We start from the raw sequence: 19,654 nt of genomic DNA on the forward strand, positions 1-19,654 counted from the left end.
CGGCGGCCGTGGCACCGGTTGTGGCGCGTTAGGCCGCATTGGTAGCTGCCAGGTGATGGTTGGGAAATAAACTAGTCCCAGCCATCATCTTCTTTATCTGCGGCATCGGCGGCCTTGGTGCGAGCGCGCGCAATTTCTATGGCGTGCTCGGCCTCTTCGCGGGTGTCATAGGGGCCCATGCGGTTTTCCCAGCCGAATACTTTGCCCTTGCTGACTTCCTTGGTGGAAGGGTCGTAATACCACTTCTCATCTGCTGTAGTCGCCACGGTAGTCCCTTTCGTCTATATACTTTGGACAGCACGTGTGCGCCGCCCGCCTGTGGTTGGTGCCCACACTACCCATGCATGAAAACACGCGCCCGCTAGAATATGAGGGCAGTATTTCTTTTCATGCCTCCCTTGCACCGTCAAGCAGAGCAAGGGAGCCGCTTTATCGGCTACTTTGTCCATGGCGCTAGCCCGCGCCACGTAGCCGCGTGATTTTTATCCGCCGAATTGGAAAAGGAGCTTTTGCCTTCATGCCACTGTGGTCGACGCCTAAGTCCCCTATTGCTGAGCGCGTTGCACAACAACACGCCTCTATCGTGGAAACGGAGCCCACCCATGTCGCCAGCGCGCCCGCGACCTGGCCGCTCATTGGTGAGCATATCGATCATTATGGGGGCATCGTCGCCGCAAGCCTGTCGGATCTCCGCGCAGCAGCGGCCGTCAGTTCGCGCACGGATGGCATCGTTTCGGTCCATTACGTGCCGGCCAGTGGGGAGGCTGTACACGATTCCATTGGCCTCCAGGAGGTGGCGGCGCTCGCTGCGGCGCAACAACCCACGACGGACTCAGAGGGGCAACCGGTCATCCCGCCCGCACCAGAAGGTGGGCTGGCCGCGCGCATCGGCGGCATCGTGCACACCATGGTCAACCGCCAGTTACTGTCCAGGGAGACGGCTGGGGCGGATATCACCATCGTGAGCGATGTCCCCAACGATATCGGCTTAGGCGCCGCATCGGCGGCGGATGTTGCCGTAGCGCTTGCCTTAATGGGCCCAACAGATAACCTCGACGCTCCCTTGCGCGTGCGCGTTGCGGATGTCTGCACCCAGGCGGTGACCACCTTTGCCCATAAGCCCGCCCTTCGCGCGCGCCACACCGCCGCGCTGCGCAGCAGTGGCGACGGTGTCTGCATCATCGACTATGCCGATGGCTCGGTCACCCACGCGCCCCACGTCGTGGACCACGACGTGGTGGCCTTCACCGTGGCGGTGCCCGGGAACACTGCGGAAGAACAGTCACAGGCAATTGACGCTATCCGCCAGCGCCAGCAGTTTATCGATGATGCCTGCCATTCCTTCGGCACGGAGTCGCTGCGCTTATTGCCCGATGCACAACAGCGCGTGGTGGAGTGGCTCAAGGCGGTGCACAAGGTCTACGGCGAGGAGGGCCGCCCCAGCATCAATGCGGCTACTGAGTGGATGGCATTTTATGAGGAAGAGACCTCCCGCGTGGAGAACTTTGTGCGCTACCTGCGCTCGCACCGCCGCAACGAGCTCTTCCCCATCATCTTGCAATCGCAGGCCTCGCTGACCAATATTTATGGCTTCGATTCCGCAGAAAAGCTCGCGGAACTGGTCACGGTCCGCGGCGCGGTGGCCGCGCGCTCGGCGCACGCGGGGCTATCTGGAGCCGTTATTGCTTATGTCCCCAGCAACCGCGCGGAAAACTTCGCGGCGGATTTGGCAGACGATGGCTTCCTACTGGTGAAGCTGGCCGCAGGCGAGCCCGCCAAAGTAGAAGATTAAGGGCGAATGAGCCGGCCTATAAGCCGGATTCTGTCTAACCGCAGCGCCCCATTAAGCGGAACGCCGCGCGGCGAACATCCATCTAGACCAACCGTTGCCAGTTGGTTCCAGCAGCTACCTTCAGGCTCGGGCGAGCAGCCTTAAAACGCCTGATCGGGCCCTGCAACGTGGCAGGGCCGTGATGCCTTGCTCCCGGTGGGGTTTACCCAGCCACCGCCATCACTGACGATGCTGGTGCGCTCTTAACGCACCGTTTCACCCTTACCTTGTGTCCCCAACTTGGGCCGAAACGCAAGTGGAGGCACAAGGCGGTCTACTTTCTGTTGCACTTGCCCGCGGGTCACCCCGGGTTGCCGTTAGCAACCACCGTGCTCTGTGGAGTCCGGACTTTCCTCGACTTTCACTTGCGCCCACCAGCTGTCAGCACAGTTTGTCAGCCGCGATCGCCCGGCCGGCTCATTCACCCGCTCCATCTTCGTCGATAGCCGCGCACCTGTGCAAATCTGCTGGAACACTCTGCAAGGCGCTTAGTCGTAACGGATGACTTTTCGTCCATCGATGCTGCCGTCGTGCAGCTGTTTGAACACGTCGTTGACATCGTGAATGCTGCATTCGGTGACATCTGGTTTCACCTTGCCGCGCGCATAAAAATCAATGGCCTCGGCCAGGTCTTGACGCGTGCCGACGAGCGAGCCACGAATTGTCAGCCCCTTCAGCACGATGTCGAAGATGGACGCCGGGAATTCCCCTGATGGCAGGCCATTGAACACGATGGTTCCGCCGCGTTTAGCCATCTCGATGGCTTGCCCGAAAGCATCCGGGTGCACCGCAGTCACCAGCACTCCGTGGCTGCCACCGTCAGTAAAGTCCTGCACCGCCTGTACCGGGTCAACTTCGCTGGCGTTCACGGTAAATTCTGCGCCGTGGCGCTTGGCCAGCTCCAGCTTGGAATCGGAAATATCAACGGCGATAACCCGCATGCCCATTGCGTCGGCGTATTGCACCGCCAGGTGCCCCAGGCCGCCGATACCGGAGATGACGACATATTGACCGGGCTTGGTCTCGGTCATTTTCAGACCTTTGTATACGGTCACGCCTGCACATAGGATCGGTGCGACTTCTACCGGGTCGCTACCTTCCGGGATGCGTGCGCAGTAGCGTGTGTCAACGAGCATATATTCGCCGAAGCTTCCGTCGACGGTATAGCCGCCGTACTCTGCTTTCACGCAGCGGGTTTCCCAGCCAGTTAAGCAGGATTCACATTCGCCGCACGTCGACCAGAGCCAGGCGTTGCCGACAAGGTCGCCTTCGTTCACGAACTGTTCACCCGGCCCAAGCTTGACGACGCGCCCTACTCCCTCGTGTCCGGGGATAAACGGTGGTTCTGGTTTTACGGGCCAGTCACCTTCTGCAGCGTGCAGGTCGGTGTGACAAATCCCGGATGCCTCGAGTTTCACGAGTGCTTGGTGCTCGCCGGGTTCTGGGAGTTTTTCTGCACGGACGGTGACATTAGGGCCGAATTCTTCCACGACTGCTGCCGTGAATTCCTTCGGTGGTTGTGTGGACTGTGCGGTTCTGGTTGGTGTAGTCATTGCTTCTCCTCCTCTGGTTGGTGAGCTCAAGCAATGAGCTCTGGTTAATGAGCAAACTGCCGAATGTCAGTATAGAAACAAAATAATAAAATGTGAAGCAAATCACTTATTGGGTATTGTTTCCATTTCGCTGCGCACCTGTCCTGCCATCAAGAGTGGCTGCACCTAACGCCCTCGGCGGCTTATAAGGCTCACCAACGAGGGGTTAGTACAAGCCGAACACGGTGCGCACGGTGGAGGCAGTAAGCGAAAGAAAGGCAGCGGCAAAAACTGTAGCCGCTGCTTATCGAGTTCCCGGTACTAGCTGCGTAAAAACTAAGCTCACATCACCGTCAGCGCAGGTGCGCGGTTTCGTTCACGCTGAGTACCGCCGATGCCACCGGCGAGTTCTCGTCATAAAACTTGACGACGCCAATGCTGGCAAGATCCAGAAACAGGTGACTAAACGTCGCTGGCCCAGCATTCAACGCCTGGCGGGTCAACGATTTAATCGGATTAACGTGACTGACCACAGCGATCGTTTTACCGGGGTGCTTGGCGACGAGTTCTTTTCGGAATTCCCGTACGCGGCGGTGCACCTGTGCGAGTGATTCCCCAGCTGGCGGTGCTAGCGACGCATCGGTAATCCAGGCATCGTGCAGCGCGGCATCGTCATCCTGGGCCTGTTGGAAGGTCAGCCCCTCCCAGTCGCCAAAATCTGCCTCGATCAACGCGTCGTGCGTTTCTACCTGGGCACCGGTTTTTTCCGCGATCTTTTTCGCCGTCACCTGGCAGCGCTGCAGTGGCGAGGACACCACCAGATCAATCTCGCCGCGTTCGGCCACGGCGGCAGCCGAAGCTTCTGCTTGCTGCATGCCGGTCTCGGTCAGCTCAATATCGCTGTGCCCGCAGTACCGGTGCTCAGCGGAGTAGGTCGTTTGCCCGTGCCGCACCAGAATCAACGTGGTCGGCTGGCAGGTCGCGCCCGTCCACGAGGCATGCGAGCCGGTGCTAATTTTCGCAGCGCCAGCATCCGAAAAAGTATCGGACACGGCCTGTTCATCAGCGCCAGCGGCAGTATCACCAGTGTCAGAATCATCGCCAGAATCATCGCCGCGGTCCACCACACCCGGCGCGTGGCCGGCGGCAGCAGCATCCATAGCCTCATTCGACAGTGCATCGGCTACTTTGTTGTCGTTTCGCCGCACCCAGCTCAGGTTCACCCTTCCGAGCTGCTGCATGAGCTTCTGCGCCTGTACACCCAGCTGCTTCATGTCTGGGTGTTTGATCTTCCAGCGGCCGTTCATCTGCTCGACGACCAGCCGGGAGTCCATATAAAAGTCGACGTCATCCGCGCCCAGCTCGACTGCAGCTTCCAGCCCGCGCAACAGCCCGTGATATTCGGCGACGTTGTTGCTGGCTTTCTTGCCGACGACATAGACGATTTCGCGCAACACCGTCTCACCATCGGCGGCGTAGACGACGGTGCCAGAACCTGCGATTCCGGGATTTCCGCGCGAGCCGCCATCGGCGTAGATGATGACCTTCATGATGCCAGGCGCACCAGGTAGGAACCGCAGTCGCTGCACTGTGGCAGCTCATCGGCAGGCGCATTGCGCACGGCGTTTTTATCGGCGGGCGGCAAGACGATGAAGCAGCCACCGCAGGCCCGGTTGGCCTTAAACTGCGCGGCGCCAACGCCGTTTTCTTGCCGCTGCGCGTCGTATTCCTCGAGGACATCGGAAGGCAGCTGTTCGCGCAAATCCGCGATGCGCACGGCGGGATCGGGCTGGTTATCCGCGGCCTCTTGGGCGGCGTCGGCGGCGCGGCGCAGCATTTCTAGCTTGCGCTCGGAATCCGAGACGCGCGCGCCGTGGACGTCCAAGTTGGAGCGCAGCGCGTGGATCTCGTTGTGGGCTTCTTGCAGCTCACTCATCAGATCCGCGATGCGGGACTTGGTGGCGTAGAGATCGTGCTCGATGTCCTTGCGCTTTTCGGTATCCAATTCGGCGCCGAGCTGACCCTTGTCATCGCGCTCGCGCCGGCGCAGCTTGCGCTCATCGGCCTGGATGCGCAGGATTTCATTTTCCATGTCATCGACTGCCATCTGCGCGGAACCGGAGGCATCGAGCAAGCGCTTGTGTTCCTGCTGTGCCTTGTCGTACTCAACCTTTTCTGGCAGCTCTTTTTCCCCGCCAATGCCTTGCGAGCGTTCCAGGTTGGCCAATTCCAGCAGTACCGGCTGTAGTTCTTGCGATAGTTTCACTTATGACTCCTTTGGGTGCGCGGAGATAGTCCACGGATCAGTGCGCAGGCTAATAATTTCCGTATCTAGTTCTAATGCTGCTTCTACGATATCGCTTGCTTGCGCCGTCCAGGGAAACTCGCTGGCCCAGTGGGCCGTATCGATGACGGCTGGTCCCCCGGCGCGCAAATGCTCGTCCACCGGGTGGTGGCGCAGATCGGAGGTGACATAGACATCGACGCCTAACTTCGCCGCAGCCCCCAGGAAGGAATCCCCGGCACCGGACGATACCGCCACGGTGCGCACCTTTTGCTCTGGGTCGCCGGCGGCCCGGATGCCCCATGCGGTCTCCGGCAGGGCATTGGCCACCTGCTGTGTAAACGCCCGCAGGGTCATCTCGCGGGGCAGTTCGCCCACGCGCCCCAGGCCCAGCGCGGTATCAAGGTCGCCGCTTCCGGCCGTTTCCACGATGTCATAGGCGGGCACCTCATACGGGTGCGCCTCGTGCAGCTCCGCAATCAGCGTGGACCGCAGCGAGGAGGGAGCCACAAATTCCACCCGTGCCTCGTCGCCGCGGTGCAGCTTGCCGATGTCCCCTTCTACCGGGTCCGCACCCTCCTCCGGTTTGAATTGGCCTTTGCCCGCGATATCGAAGGAACAGTGAGAATAGGCGCCGATGTGGCCCGCGCCGGCATCGAAAAGCGCCTGCTTTACCTGCTCCGCACTGCCTACAGGGATATGCACTCCCCACTTATCGATGGTCTCTGGGGCCTCCGGCACGATGGGCCGGCCCGGAGTAATGCCCACGAGTTCCGCGAGTTTATCGTTAACTCCTGGCCGGGCCTTATCGGCATTGGTATGGGCGGCAAAAAGCGCCACGCCATTTTTAATTAGGGTGTGTACGACCTTGCCCTTGGGCGTATCGGCCGCCACTGATTCCACGCCGCGCAGGAGCAGCGGGTGGTGGACTACCAACATATCCGCGCCGAGCTCAACCGCGCGGTCCGCGACCTCTTGGGTGCAGTCCAAAGCAAAGGCAACGGTGCGCACCTCGTCTGCGGGATCGCCGCAAATAAGGCCTACGGCATCCCACTTTTCGGCCAAATGGGGCGGATAGGCCTGATCCAAAACGCGGCGCACATCGCCCACTCGCACAGCAGACATGGGGATACTCCTTTATGCTCGATTCTTGTAAATTACGCTAGTGCTATATCCTGTCTCCCGCACTACAGTACTATCTGCGCAAAGGGTTTTCGCATGACTGAATCTTCTTCTCACTCGGGTCTCTACCTCGTCTTTGTGTGCACCGGCAATATTTGCCGCTCGCCCATGGCCGAAATCATCGTTCGCGATGAAATGGAAGACGACATGCTCGATCTCCTCGCCACCGTGGATTCCTGCGGGCTCGGCGGCTGGCACGTGGGGCAAGGCGCGGATGAGCGGGCCGTGGCAGAACTGCGCCGCGCCGGGCACGATGGGGCATCCCACCGCGCATCCAAATTGGGCGAAGAGCACATGAATGCCGATCTCTTCATCGCGATGGATTCCGGGCACTATGATTCGCTCATCGATCTGGGCATCGACTCTGACAAGGTCCGCCTGATGCGCAGCTTCGATCCCAATTCCCCGGAAGGCGCAGAGGTCGCTGACCCCTACTACGGCACCGAAGAAGACTTCGAAACCGCGCGCAAGAATATCGAAGCCGCGGTACCCGGCCTGCTGGATTGGATTCGCGAGAACCACGACTAGACTTGGGGGCATGCTAAAGACGTTCCTCAAGCCAGGCTGGGTACTCATGCTGCTTTTCGTGGTGGCATTTTCCTACCTGGCCTTTAGTGTCCTTGCCCCATGGCAATTGGGAAAGGACGATGACATTGTGGAGCGCAATGAAAACATCACCCACGCCTATGAGGCCGATCCGCAGCCGATTGACAAAGTCGTGGACGCGGACGGGGCCATCTCGGGTGATGAATGGTCCCGCACCACGCTCAAAGGCCACTACCTGCCCGAGGATGAGGTGCTGCTTCGCCTGCGCCCCGCCGGCTCCGGCCCGTCCTATCAATCCTTGGTGCCATTCCGCACCGATGCGGGCCTGACCATGCTGGTTAACCGCGGTTGGGTCAGCGCTGAGGAGGGCAATGCGGTGCCGGATATTCCGCCTGCCCCCTCCGAGGAGGTAACTATTACCGGCATGGTGCGCTCGAATGAGGCCGAGCACAAAACCGCCCCCATCACGCAGGAGGGCTACCAGCAGGTCTATTCCATCCACACCGAGCAGGTGGGCTCGCTTATCGGAGCCGACTTAGGCCAAGACTATATCCAGCTCTCCGAGGACCAACCGGGCGTGCTCAACGCCATGCCCATCCCGCAGCTCGACCGCGGCAACCACCTCTCCTACGGCTACCAGTGGATTGCCTTTGGCATCATGGCCCCGCTGGGTTTGGGCTACTTTATTTGGTCCGAGATCCGCGAGCGCCGCCGCCTGCGCGAAGAAGAAGCCGCCATGCAGGCCCTCGACGCGGACGCTGAATCGCTTGCCGATGCCCCCACCTCCAACGGCGAACCTGGCACGGCTGCCGATGCCGATGCCAACACCGATCCCGCACCTCTTGCCACCGAGCTGCGCAACCGCTCCCGCTACGGCGATTCCAAGCCGGACCACTACGCCAAGCTGAAAAAGCGCCGCCGCGAGCGCTACTAGCCGTCTTCGTTGGCTGGTTATGGGCCCGTCTCGGGCCTACTTTCGGCCACGAATGCAAAAAGGCTCGAGTCACCGTTCTAAAAACGATGTCTCGAGACTTGAAAAATGGTGCGGCCTGAGGGGATCGAACCCCCGACCTATTGGGTGTAAACCAATTGCTCTTCCAGCTGAGCTAAAGCCGCATGCGCCCTTGCGCTGTTATGTACAGTAGCGCAGGATTGTGAAGCTACACAAATCAGCTGGTGAAGGCTATTTTTTGGTGTAGCCGCGCTGTACCAGGCAGGAACCCTGCCACTCGCCAAAGCGCTCAGCTTTGGTCTGCACCAAGCCGGCTAGCTGCGCCGATTCGGAGATGAGACCAGGCTCGACGGTGCCCGGCTTGCCGGCACCCGGAGTCAACAACCAGACGGAACCGTTGTCCGCGAGGGGGCGGCTGGCATCCACCAGGCCGTCCACGAGGTCGCCGTCTTCCTCGCGCCACCAGAGAAGGACTACATCGCACAGCTCATCATTTTCCTCTTCGAGGAAATCCTCACCGAGTACGGCTTCGATCGATTCAGAGATTGTGTTGTCACAATCCTCGTCCCAACCAAGCTCTAGAGCGATTTGCCCTTCCTTGATTCCGAGCTTGACTGCAGCGTCAGCCACTATGCATTTCCTTCCTTATCCGGTGAATTCTTACTCACGCCCGGCCCATGATTGGCACAGAGGGCGTGTGTTATTACATGTAGTTTAACGTCCCAGGCCGTCTTTTACTTGCTATAGCACCCCTTTCCCCCAATTTGCAGGCCCTTTTCTGCTCACACCGGCGCCTGTTTTGTGGGAGAACTAGCGCCGTTTAGGGGCCTACTACCCACGTTTGCACACCGGGTGAGGAAAGCAAACCGCAGGTGGTAGGGGGTGCATCGGCAAGCGCGGCGTTTTATCCGGGATAGACTCCCACTCGCGATCTGGGAACGCGTATCGTAGGAGATAAACTCTGCAGACCCTTAATTAGGAGGTTTACATGGCCGAGAAGGACCCCGCCAAGGGCGATTCCAACTTCCCGCTTATCCGCGATGGTGTTGCATCGTACCTTCACGACAGCGACCCAGAAGAAACTCGCGAGTGGATGGATTCCCTCGATGGTCTGCTGGACCATTCTGACCAAGAACGCGCACGCTACCTGATGCTGCGCCTACTGGAGCGCGCCACCGCCAAGCGCGTGGAGCTTCCCTCGTTGACGTCGACGGACTTCGTCAACACCATCCCCACCAACATGGAGCCGGAATTTCCTGGCGATGAAGAACTAGAAAAGCGCTACCGCCGCTGGATCCGCTGGAACGCTGCCATCATGGTGCACCGCGCGCAGCGCCCCGGCATCGGCGTCGGCGGCCACATCTCCACCTATGCGGGTGCCGCACCGCTTTACGAAGTCGGCCTCAACCACTTCTTCAAGGGTAAGGACGATCCTTCAGGCGGCGACCAGGTCTTCTTCCAGGGCCACGCCTCCCCGGGCATGTACGCCCGCGCCTACATGGAAGGTCGCCTTTCTGAGGAGGACCTCGACGGCTTCCGCCAGGAAGTTTCCCTCGGTGAAGGCAAGGGGCTGCCCTCCTACCCGCACCCGCGCCTGATGCCATGGTTCTGGGAGTTCCCCACCGTGTCCATGGGCATTGGCCCGATGAACGCCATTTACCAGGCACGCTTTAATAAGTACCTGGAAACCCGCGGCATCAAGGACACCTCCAAGCAGCACGTTTGGGCTTTCTTGGGCGATGGCGAGATGGACGAGCCAGAATCCCGCGGCCTGCTGCAAACCGCTGCGCTGTACGAGCTGGATAACCTCACCTTCGTGATTAACTGCAACCTGCAGCGCCTCGACGGCCCAGTGCGCGGTAATACCCAGATCATCCAGGAGCTGGAGTCCTTCTTCCGCGGTGCCGGCTGGGACGTCATCAAGGTCATTTGGGGCCGCGGCTGGGACAAGCTGCTGGACAAGGACACCGAAGGTGCCCTCGTCAACGTCATGAACACCACCTCTGACGGTGACTACCAGACCTTCAAGGCTAATGACGGCGCTTATGTGCGCGAGCACTTCTTCGGCCGCGATGAGCGCACCGCAAAGCTGGTAGAAGACCTCTCCGATGACGAAATCTGGGCACTGCGCCGCGGCGGCCACGACTACCGCAAGGTCTACGCAGCGTACGCCCGCGCCCTAGAGAACAAGGGCTCCGGCAAGCCGACCGTCATCTTGGCCCACACCATTAAGGGCTACGGCTTGGGCCACAACTTCGAGGGCCGCAACGCTACCCACCAGATGAAGAAGCTGACGCTGGAGGATCTCAAGAACTTCCGCGATAAGCAGGAAATCCCCTTCTCCGATGAAGAGCTGGAAAAGGATCCCTACCTGCCGCCGTACTACCACCCGGGCAAGGACTCCCCGGAGATCAAGTACATGCTGGAGCGCCGTAAAGAACTCGGCGGCTTCCTGCCCGAGCGTCGCACGGACTTCACCCCATTGGAAGCACCTTCCTTGGACAAGCTGCGCTCCGTGCGCAAGGGCTCTGGCAAGCAGGAAGTGGCTACCACCATGGCCTTGGTGCGCACCTTCAAGGAGGTCATGCGCAATAAGGAACTGGGCAAGCGCATCGTGCCCATCATCCCGGATGAGGCTCGTACCTTCGGCATGGACTCCTGGTTCCCCACCATGAAGATCTGGAACCCGCGCGGCCAGAACTACGTGCCGGTGGACCACGACCTGATGTTGTCCTACCGCGAGGCCACCGATGGCCAAATCATGCACGAGGGCATTTCTGAGGCCGGTGCGGCAGCATCCTTCACCGCCGCCGCTACCTCGTATGCCACCCAGGGCGAGGCCATGATCCCGCTGTACATCTTCTACTCGATGTTCGGCTTCCAGCGCACTGGCGATGCCTTCTGGGCCGCCGGCGACCAAATGGGCCGCGGCTTCATCATCGGCGCTACCGCCGGCCGCACCACCCTTACCGGTGAGGGCCTGCAGCACATGGATGGCCACTCCCCTGTCCTGGCAGCCACCAACCCTGCGGTCATTTCTTATGACCCAGCCTTCGGCTTCGAGGTTGCACACCTGGTAGCCCGCGGCATCGAGCGCATGTACGGCGAGGACAACGAGCCGGTCATGTACTACCTCACCGTGTACAACGAGCCGGTCCACCAGCCGGCCGAGCCGGAGAACTTGGACGTGGAGGGCCTGCACAAGGGCATCTACCACTTCAATACCGCCGAGAACGGTTCCACCCCGGCCAATATCCTGGCCTCGGGTGTTGGCGTGCATGAGGCTCTTCGCGCGCAGGAGATTCTGGCTGAGGACTACGATGTCAAGGCATCGCTGTTCTCCGTGACCTCCTGGAACGAGCTGGCCCGCGATGGCGCTCGCCGCAATAAGGAAGCGCTGCGCAAGGGCGAGGAGCCTTCCGAAGCATTCGCTACCTCCCAGCTCAAGGACTTCGAGGGCCCATTCGTTGGTGTCTCGGACTTCACTACTGAGCTGCAGGAGCAGATCCGCTCCTACGTCCCAGGTACCTACATCACCTTGGGCGCAGACGGCTTCGGCTTCTCCGATACGCGCGAGGGTGCCCGCCGCTTCTTCAATAACGACGCGGAATCCATCGTCGTCGCCGTGCTCGATGGCCTTGCCCGCGATGGCAAGATTGAGCGCTCCGTTGTGGAAAAGGCAGCCTCCGAGCTGAAGTTGGATGACCCAACTGCTCCTAATAGCGGCGAGTAATTTCGCCCCCGCCTTCACAACGGGCTTTTAATTCAGGCGCTTCCGGCTTTGTGCTGGGAGCGCCTTTATTATTTTTGCCCTATTCCCCCCCTAACCAGTACCGCGTGCGCCTATTTCTTCTATGCCACGCGCCAATCGCTACTACACTGGGCACTATGGCAAATGACCTCAGTGCCCAATTGCAGGCAAAGTTTCAGGGTTCTGACCCAGATAAGGACTACGACTCGGATCGGGATACGCTGGGCGAGCTCATCGCCCTCATTATCAAAGTCACCGGAACCGAGGCCGAACTTGGCAGGGACACCGCGCTTTCCGATGTCGGCGTGGAGTCCCTCGAGCTTATAGAGCTCACCGTGCGTGCAGAAGAGCTCTTTAAGGTGCGACTTACTGAGGAAACAATGCTTAACTGCGAGACCATCGGCGATATCGCTGACTATTTGGAGGACCACCAATGATTTCTTACCTATCCGATATGGACGGCGTACTCATTAAGGAAGGGGAAATGATCCCCGGCGCCGATAAATTCATTCAGGCGCTAAAAGATAATGACATTGAGTACATGGTGCTCACTAATAACTCCATGTCCACCCCGCGCGACTTGGCGGCGCGGCTGCGCAATACCGGCCTGGATATTCCGGCCGAACGCATTTGGACCTCCGCCACGGCGACGGCAAATTTCCTGGCTACCCAGGCCAGCTCCAGCAAGGCCTACGTCGTGGGAGAATCCGGCCTGACCACCGCCCTGCACGAGGCTGGCTGGATCCTCACAAATGATGACGCCGATTTCGTGGTCCTTGGTGAAACCCGCACCTATTCCTTTGAGGCGATTACCACCGCTATCAACCTCATCCGCAATGGCGCCCGCTTCATCGCCACCAATCCTGATGTTACGGGGCCTGCTCCCGAAGGTGTGCTCCCGGCAACCGGCGCTGTAGCCGCATTGATCACCGCCGCCACCCACCGCGAGCCCTACTACGTGGGAAAACCCAACCCGGTGATGATGCGTTCGGCGCTTAACCACATCGGCGCGCACTCTGAAAACACCGTCATGATCGGTGACCGTATGGATACCGATGTCAAGGCGGGCCTCGAGGCCGGCATGCGCTCCATTTTGGTGCGCTCCGGCATTTCCGATGACCGCGAAATCTCCCGCTACCCTTACCGCCCGACCGCCGTGTTTAAGTCGGTTGCAGATATTCCCGATAAGATCATGGATCCCTTCGCCGAGGAGGTATCCTAAACGGTTCCCCGCCGCGCGACCTAGCTCGTGCGGCTCGGCTTACTTGGCCGCGCTCGAGCCGACTCGCTCGAGCGCCTTAGCTAAAACGCACGGTGGCGCTAAAACCATAGCGTTGCGCAAGGTAGCACACCGCGCTCTCGAGCGCGGCAAGCTCCGCCTCGGTTCCGGTGAGCACCTGGTGGCAGCCGATGCCAACACCAGAATCCACGCCCGGGCCCGTCGCCTCACCGCGCACGAGCGCCTCCATAGAGATCTCATCGCGGTACCACCGAGTGCACCACTGGGCGGTCAGCGGGTCATCGCCTGGGACGATGAACTCCGATTCGGTGCGAATGCACCGATCCATGGCACGCTCTACTTCTGGGCGCAGCGCACGCGGCATCCCAGAAATTTTCAGCACACCAGTGACCACGACGGCCGCACCATTGCGGCTGGGCCACGTGTAGTTGGAGGCCGGTTGATCAACCGGCACTGTATTGACGCAAGTATTCATAGCCGATATCTCCCTCGACAAATCACCACTGCGATGCACACGCGTGGCGTGCGGCGCAGTGCAAGACGAGCTTCGTCTTCCCCAACGAACTGTCTTTTGCGTCTGCACCCAATTTTCCTGCGCCACACCACCCTCTACAACCCTCAACTTTCACTTCAACCCCCAAGTTTTAAACCTCAACCCAAAGTCCAGACTGTGACTAAAGTGGCCAATGAAATTGAAGTTACAACAGTGAAATTTGTGAGGTTTTCTCGCTTGAACTGTTTCCCTGAAGTAACTTCTTGACAAGAGTCAGACGCAGGGCAGCTACCAGTAGGAACAGTGACCTACAGTGCTCACACTCCACACCCGTAAAAGAAAACCGCGTCTCGCCCCCTAGAGGCAAAGAGCTCCGAAAAATCCTGCTCGAAAAGACCCCTGCGGGGGTAATCGGTCGCCATACTCCCCACACACCCCTCCCTCTAGGAGAAGAGCAGCATCCGTGGACAGATGGTTTATATAAATTTAATTTAGGGTAAGGAATAGTTTGACACGACCCAGAGCCATGACTATACTGAAATAAATTCAAACAATCCGGTTTGAACCCATCCCCAAAAAGAAAGGTACAACCATGTCTGGTCTGTCTTCTTTGTCCAACCTCGGTTTCAACCTCCTGTCCCTCGTTGACGGCATCTTCTCCCAGTTCCTGATGTTCTTCGAGGGCCTCTCCGGTCAGACCCTGTTCTAAATAGAACAGCTTAAGCTCCCCACTCCATTGGAATGGGGAGCTTTTCTCGTTTTCCCGTTAAAGGGATTTTGCGATGGAGGCCTTATAGCGCCTGCCAGATCTTCGAATTGGTTTCATTCCACAGCGGTTTAGCCCAATCGCCAAACTCTCGGTCCGTCAATGCCACCATGGCGTAGTCGCCGGCTAGCCAGAGGTAGGTTCCGGACATGCCGAAGTGCCCGGTGGCATCGGCAGGCAGGGCTCCCATCCAGTGGTCTTTCTCGCCGCGAATCTCAAAGCCAAGCCCCCAAGTGCAATCCTTAAAGCTCCCGTAGCCAGGCACGATGCCACGCAAGCCACCGAAGTGAACGCGGCGCATATCGGCCACGGTGCTAGGGTGCAGGAGCTGCGGGTCCTGGACCTCGGCTGCAAATGCAGCAAGATCCTGCACGGTAGAGACCAGGCCATGCCCTGCCGAGCCCTCTAAGCGCGTGGAGGACATGCCCAGCGGCTCGCACACGCCTTCGCGCAGGTACTCTGCAAACTCGATGCCGGTGGCTTCTTCTACAATCTCTGCAGCCCATTCATAACCGGCAGAGGAATAGATGCGCCGCTCGCCTATCGGTTTTTGTTGTTCGCGCGAATCGAACTTCACGCCCGAGGCATGCGCGAGCAAGTGCTCTAGCGTCGCTCCTTCTGGACCAGCAGGTTGCTCTAGTTCTACCGCGCCTTCTTCGACCGCCAGCATGATGGCGTACGCGGAGACGAGCTTGGTTACTGATGCCACCGGAAATTCCCGGGTGACATCTCCTACTTCATCGAGGACATCGCCGCGTTGTAATAACGCACCGGCGACATTGTCTACGGGCCACTGGCGTAAAAGATCTAACTCGCTCATGCCCACTAGCCTACTGGGACTTTCCGCGGGCAAGGCGGCAATGGGAGAAGAAGGAAGTAGTTTTTTAAAAAATAGCGGGTGATTGTTAACGATCCATGCCTGCACGATCGATATAAAAAGTGAAAGGTCCTTTTTCAAGGATATTTCGCACCTTACCTATCACTCGCGTTCTCTACTTCCCCCTTCTCTCTCCCTACAACTGCCGCGGACTATTTACTGGTCCGCGGCAGTCTTGTAATCAATGTAGCCGCGCTCGCCGCCGACGTAGAACGTTGCCTGGTCAGGCTCATTGAGCTCCAGGTTCTCTTCCCACCGGCGCACCAAGTCCGGGTTAGCAATAAGCTGGCGGCCCACCACGATGGCATCCACATAGTCGAGGTCCAGCTCGCGCTGTGCATCTTCCTTAGTGGTCACGGTGCCAAAACCGTCATTCATCAAAACCTTGGTTTCGCCATTGGCGCGGGCCTTCTGTGCCAAGGCCGAGATGAGCTCGCCTTCCGGCTCTGCGTGCAAGAAGGAGACATAAGCCAGATTCAACGGGGCGATGGCGTCCAGCAGGCCGCCGTAGGTGGCCAACATGTCTGCCTCATCGTCTTCGACAATGCCCTGTACGACGTGGGCCGGAGAAAAACGAACACCTACACGGTCGGCACCGATTTCCTCGACGACAGCACGGATCACCATCTCTGGCAAGCGCCACCGGTTTTCGGGGCTGCCGCCAAATTCATCGTCGCGCTGGTTAGCGGACGGTGCCATGAATTCGTGCAGCAGGTAGCCATTCGCATTGTGGATCTCAACACCATCAACGCCCGCGTCGACGGCCCGGCGTGCGGCGGCGCGGAATTCCTCAACGATTCGTGGAAGCTCATCGGCTTCTAGTGCGCGCGGTACCGGTGCATCCATCTTGCCGGCAAAGCCGCGAACCTGGCCGTCCCAATCCAGCGCGCTCGGGGCCTCTGCCTGGGCGCCATCAATGAGATCTGGGTGGCTGGTGCGGCCGCCATGCATGATTTGCATGAACAAGACGCCGCCCTTGTCGTGCACTTCGTTGGCTACCTCGCTCCAACCAGCTGCCTGCTCATCATCAACGATGCCCGCCTGCCCCGGGAACGCGCGGTTGGTCCAAGCGGGGAAGGTTCCCTCCGTCACCACGAGCCCGGCGCTAGCTCGCTGGGAATAGTACTTCTTGTGTAGCTCGCTGGGCACACCGCTGTGACCTGCACGCTGACGCGTTAGCGGCGCCATGGTCACGCGGTTATTCAACGTATAACGGCCAAGTTCCAAAGGTATAAATAATGATGTCATGTCTACTGAAACAGCTCGCGGTTGAAATTTGTTCCACCTTTTATTCTGTTGTTGCCCCACCTGCGATAGAAAGAGTAAAGAAACTAGAGTTCACCGCCCCGCTAAAGGTCAATGAAAAAGACACCGCCTCGGACTATGAGGCGGTGTCTATGAGCTCCTAGTGGGGATGTTTAGTGGGGTTCCGAAGGAATCGCGGTCTGCTGGCTATTCGCCGCCCCGCTATTTCCATCTGCACCGGAGTCTCCATCTCCATTCCCCTGGCCATCGCCAGCATCGCCGTTTGGGTCAGCGGGCCCATCCTGACTGCTACCGTGCCCGTCCCCGGAATTAGGCGTGGAGTTGGGCGCCTGGCTGGGATAGCTAGGAACGGTCGGCGTATTGGTGGTCGTGGGCGTTGAGTCAGCGTCCGTCGGTTCCGTTGGAGCGCCGGTAGTAAGGGGGTCTTCCGAAGGCACATTCTCCCCAGATTCCGTTGGAGCCTCAGAAGAGGATTGCGTATCGCGATCCTTCCAATAGTCCGGCGACAGCCAGCCGGCTTCCCCTTCCTCTGGGTTGCTTGCCGCGAGGATGAGCAAGCCAACGACAAGAAGGGCCGCCACGAGGCCTGTGGTGGAGGCGCGCACGCGCCCGCCGATGGTGGAAACCTTTTGGAATTGGGTACTGGTCTGAATCGTGCGCCAGATCTTTCGGCGCGATTCCTCGTTACCTTCTGCGGCATCTTCGCCCGCTTCAGCCGTGACTGCTTGTTCATCGACCTTGGTCTCAACACGATCGACTTCCTCCGGGACCAATTCCTCTTCCGCCGTGGGGTCATCTACTGGCGTATCGGGGCGGGAGCCTTCCCCGGCGTCCAAAGCGTCTTTGGCCGACTGCGCCGCGGCATGCTTTGGGTCCGCAGGTTTCTTCTTTTTCTGTTCCTGCAGCTCATCAAAGTCGATGGCGGAGCCGTAGTGGTCCCAGAATTCCGAGAGCAGCGACGAGCGGATGGCGCGCTCCACGGACCACTGGCGGGCGGGATTCACCGTCACCATGATGCGATAACCCACCTGCCACGGCTGGCCGGCTACCTGCGGGCTGACCAATTGCGTGGCGGGAAGGACCGTGAGCTCGCCGACGACGTCGACGGAAATCTCTGGGGCTTTAATCGCGTGCTCTGAAATCTCCTTGACGCGGCTCGTAATCTCCGGCAGGGATTCGCCCTCATGCACTGGGACGTTGATATTGACCACCGCGCGGGACCATTCCTTGGAATAGTTGGTCACCACGCCGGCGGAGCTATTGGGGATGGTCACCAACTCACCGCTTGGGGTGCGCACCTTCGTGGTGCGCAGGGTCAGCGTCACCACATCGCCTTCTACCCCTGGGATGCCGGCAAAGGAGACGTAGTCTCCCACGCCGAATTGCTTTTCCGTGAGGATGAAAAATCCGGAGAGGAAATCCGAAATCACGGACTGGGCACCAAAACCAACCGCGGCAGACACTATCGTCGCAGGCACCGCGGCGCCCAGCGCCGGAACGCCGAGATTAGTCAGCGCGGCCGCGACCAATAGGAAGTACGCAACCGCTTGGACGATGTAGACCAAGGCCCCGGTCAGCGCCAGCCGCGCCTTCGTGGATTCTTCTTGCTCATCCAAATTATGTTCAATAATCCGGATGGCTAGGCGCCCCATGCGGGGCAAAAGAATGCCGATAATCACGAATGCGATGAGCGGCAAGCCGTGGTCAACGATGAGGCCCCACAGCTCAAAAAAGAAATACCTCAAGTTCATGGTTCAAGGATATGGCACCTAGCTGAGAAATTGATGCCAGTTTTCTGCCAGAAATCCGGACTCAGGTGTTTAATTTAGGGGCATCGGCAAGCAGCCGCCTAGAAACCTAGTCGCGCGATTGGTAGCGGTCCATCAGGCGATCAATCAGCTCATCAGTAAGCTTGTCATCTTCCAAAATCGTATCGAGCAGCCGCTGGGATTCCTCGCTTGAGGTCTGCTCCTCTTCCTCATAGGAATCGCCGCTGAAGTCCACGCCAAAGTCCATGTCCTCGGACTCCGCTGGCGCCGAGCTGAACTGATCGACGTCCGATTCAAAGGACTGCAAAAACTCGCTGGCCTCTTCCGCCGCATCCTGGCGGCGCTTGCCGGAACGCACTTCCTTTTCGATGCGCCGCTGCAGCGCCTCTTCCATCTGCCGGTGGCGCCAAGAGCGCACGCGGTGCGGCTCCAGCTTGCGCCCGACCGCGCGGCTCTTATTCTCAGCCTTTTTCGCCAGCGCCTTAACCTGCGCAGCCGTATCATTAATCGGCGCCCACTCCTGTTTCGCGGGCACGCGCCAACCGGCCCAAATGCCCAGCAGCGCCAAGAAAATAGACACCAATGGCCCCACGATCATGCCGACGGCCAACATATCGAAGTGGTTTCCCACCAGCACGATCACCGCACAAGCGATGGCCGGAATTACCGTCGGCTGATTATCGCCAAAGACCGCGGGCTCGCGCCCCATAGCAATATCACGAATCATGGAACCGCCAGTAGCGGTAAACACACCCATCATGATGCACGGAATCGGCGGAAGCCCATAGGTAATGGCCTTCACGGCGCCGGTGCCGGCCCATAGGCCGGAAACCACGGCATCGCCATGCGCCTGGATATAATCCCAGGTCTTGCCCTTAAAGTAGACAAAGCGCGCAATCAACGCGCCAGTAAACGCCAGGTACAGGTACTCCGGCTCGCTCATCGCCGCCACGGTGCCGCGATTAATAAGTACATCGCGCACCATGCCCCCGCCCAGGGAAGAAAACATCGCGATGAAGAAAAACCCGATGATGTCGTACCCGCGCTTGCGCGCAATGGTGCCGCCGATAATTCCCATCAGCAATACACCGCTGACATCGGACCAGCGATAGAGGGATTCAATGAGCGGATCTACTTCTGTCATGCCGTTTATTAGACTGCACTG

17 protein-coding genes, 1 tRNA gene and 1 other RNA gene are annotated in these 19,654 nt (G+C 59.3%); 6 read left to right on the forward strand and 13 right to left on the reverse strand.

Features of this window, described 5'->3' with window-relative positions; translation table 11 throughout:
- Positions 1–71: 71 nt before the first annotated feature.
- On the reverse strand, positions 72–266 hold the full coding sequence (locus ACP8IT_RS08515) for a hypothetical protein (protein WP_023017187.1): 195 nt from the start codon (positions 264–266) through the stop codon (positions 72–74).
- A gap of 251 nt (positions 267–517) precedes the next feature.
- Between ACP8IT_RS08515 and ACP8IT_RS08520 the strand changes: the two genes are divergently transcribed.
- Entirely contained in the window at positions 518–1,792 is a 1,275-nt protein-coding gene (locus ACP8IT_RS08520) for a galactokinase family protein (protein ID WP_284623254.1), read from the forward strand.
- A 3-nt stretch (positions 1,793–1,795) separates the two neighbouring features.
- On the opposite strand, the gene rnpB is transcribed toward ACP8IT_RS08520, so the two are convergent.
- The 5 genes from rnpB to ACP8IT_RS08545 all read right to left on the reverse strand — a co-directional run bounded on the left by rnpB (position 1,796) and on the right by ACP8IT_RS08545 (position 6,772).
- Positions 1,796–2,251, reverse strand: an RNA gene (gene rnpB, locus ACP8IT_RS08525) — RNase P RNA component class A.
- Between the two features lie 68 nt (positions 2,252–2,319).
- Positions 2,320–3,384 carry an alcohol dehydrogenase AdhP gene (gene adhP / locus ACP8IT_RS08530; RefSeq protein WP_005278221.1) on the reverse strand — a complete coding sequence of 355 codons (1,065 nt, stop codon included), beginning with the start codon at positions 3,382–3,384 and terminating at the stop codon, positions 2,320–2,322.
- Positions 3,385–3,716: 332 nt separating this feature from the next.
- Positions 3,717–4,913 (reverse strand): bifunctional RNase H/acid phosphatase, encoded by a 1,197-nt coding sequence (locus ACP8IT_RS08535; protein ID WP_023017185.1) that lies wholly within the window; start codon positions 4,911–4,913, stop codon positions 3,717–3,719.
- Entirely contained in the window at positions 4,910–5,629 is a 720-nt protein-coding gene (locus ACP8IT_RS08540; RefSeq protein WP_239269718.1) for a zinc ribbon domain-containing protein, read from the reverse strand. Before ACP8IT_RS08540 ends, ACP8IT_RS08535 begins: the two co-directional genes overlap by 4 nt.
- The gene (locus ACP8IT_RS08545) at positions 5,630–6,772 is read right to left on the reverse strand and encodes a Nif3-like dinuclear metal center hexameric protein (protein ID WP_237801007.1); all 1,143 of its coding nucleotides are present in this window, start codon (positions 6,770–6,772) and stop codon (positions 5,630–5,632) included.
- Between the two features lie 93 nt (positions 6,773–6,865).
- Here ACP8IT_RS08545 and ACP8IT_RS08550 point away from each other — a divergent pair, with 93 nt between their 5' ends.
- Both ACP8IT_RS08550 and ACP8IT_RS08555 read left to right on the forward strand, forming a co-directional pair.
- Positions 6,866–7,357, forward strand: coding sequence for a low molecular weight protein-tyrosine-phosphatase (locus tag ACP8IT_RS08550; protein ID WP_005278211.1), 492 nt, complete (start codon positions 6,866–6,868; stop codon positions 7,355–7,357).
- Positions 7,358–7,367: 10 nt separating this feature from the next.
- Positions 7,368–8,309, forward strand: a complete 942-nt coding sequence (locus tag ACP8IT_RS08555; RefSeq protein ID WP_490289907.1) for an SURF1 family cytochrome oxidase biogenesis protein — start codon at positions 7,368–7,370, stop codon at positions 8,307–8,309.
- Between the two features lie 106 nt (positions 8,310–8,415).
- Here the strand turns inward: ACP8IT_RS08555 and ACP8IT_RS08560 are convergent.
- A tRNA-Val gene (locus ACP8IT_RS08560) sits at positions 8,416–8,491 on the reverse strand.
- A 67-nt stretch (positions 8,492–8,558) separates the two neighbouring features.
- On the reverse strand, positions 8,559–8,957 hold the full coding sequence (locus tag ACP8IT_RS08565; RefSeq protein ID WP_005278208.1) for a DUF3052 domain-containing protein: 399 nt from the start codon (positions 8,955–8,957) through the stop codon (positions 8,559–8,561).
- Between the two features lie 358 nt (positions 8,958–9,315).
- Between ACP8IT_RS08565 and aceE the strand changes: the two genes are divergently transcribed.
- The 3 genes from aceE (at position 9,316) to ACP8IT_RS08580 (ending at position 13,300) form a co-directional block, all read left to right on the forward strand.
- On the forward strand, positions 9,316–12,060 hold the full coding sequence (gene aceE / locus ACP8IT_RS08570) for a pyruvate dehydrogenase (acetyl-transferring), homodimeric type (RefSeq protein WP_490289908.1): 2,745 nt from the start codon (positions 9,316–9,318) through the stop codon (positions 12,058–12,060).
- Positions 12,061–12,215: 155 nt separating this feature from the next.
- Entirely contained in the window at positions 12,216–12,515 is a 300-nt protein-coding gene (locus ACP8IT_RS08575; protein WP_490289909.1) for an acyl carrier protein, read from the forward strand.
- Positions 12,512–13,300, forward strand: a complete 789-nt coding sequence (locus tag ACP8IT_RS08580; RefSeq protein ID WP_023017178.1) for an HAD-IIA family hydrolase — start codon at positions 12,512–12,514, stop codon at positions 13,298–13,300. The genes ACP8IT_RS08575 and ACP8IT_RS08580 overlap by 4 nt, the downstream gene beginning before the upstream one ends.
- 76 nt (positions 13,301–13,376) lie before the next feature.
- Here ACP8IT_RS08580 and ACP8IT_RS08585 read toward each other — a convergent pair whose 3' ends face one another.
- The 5 genes from ACP8IT_RS08585 to ACP8IT_RS08605 form a co-directional block, all read right to left on the reverse strand.
- Positions 13,377–13,793: a hypothetical protein gene (locus tag ACP8IT_RS08585; protein ID WP_302525593.1), complete on the reverse strand. Its 417-nt coding sequence runs from the start codon at positions 13,791–13,793 to the stop codon at positions 13,377–13,379.
- An 809-nt stretch (positions 13,794–14,602) separates the two neighbouring features.
- Positions 14,603–15,397, reverse strand: coding sequence for a serine hydrolase domain-containing protein (locus tag ACP8IT_RS08590; RefSeq protein ID WP_490289910.1), 795 nt, complete (start codon positions 15,395–15,397; stop codon positions 14,603–14,605).
- 213 nt (positions 15,398–15,610) lie between these two features.
- Positions 15,611–16,702: an alkene reductase gene (locus ACP8IT_RS08595; RefSeq protein ID WP_490289911.1), complete on the reverse strand. Its 1,092-nt coding sequence runs from the start codon at positions 16,700–16,702 to the stop codon at positions 15,611–15,613.
- 170 nt (positions 16,703–16,872) lie between these two features.
- Positions 16,873–18,471, reverse strand: coding sequence for a mechanosensitive ion channel family protein (locus ACP8IT_RS08600; RefSeq protein WP_490289912.1), 1,599 nt, complete (start codon positions 18,469–18,471; stop codon positions 16,873–16,875).
- 106 nt (positions 18,472–18,577) lie between these two features.
- Positions 18,578–19,633 carry a trimeric intracellular cation channel family protein gene (locus ACP8IT_RS08605; RefSeq protein WP_034658255.1) on the reverse strand — a complete coding sequence of 352 codons (1,056 nt, stop codon included), beginning with the start codon at positions 19,631–19,633 and terminating at the stop codon, positions 18,578–18,580.
- Positions 19,634–19,654 lie beyond the last annotated feature (21 nt).

The organism is Corynebacterium sp. LaCa_23, assembly GCF_058182375.1.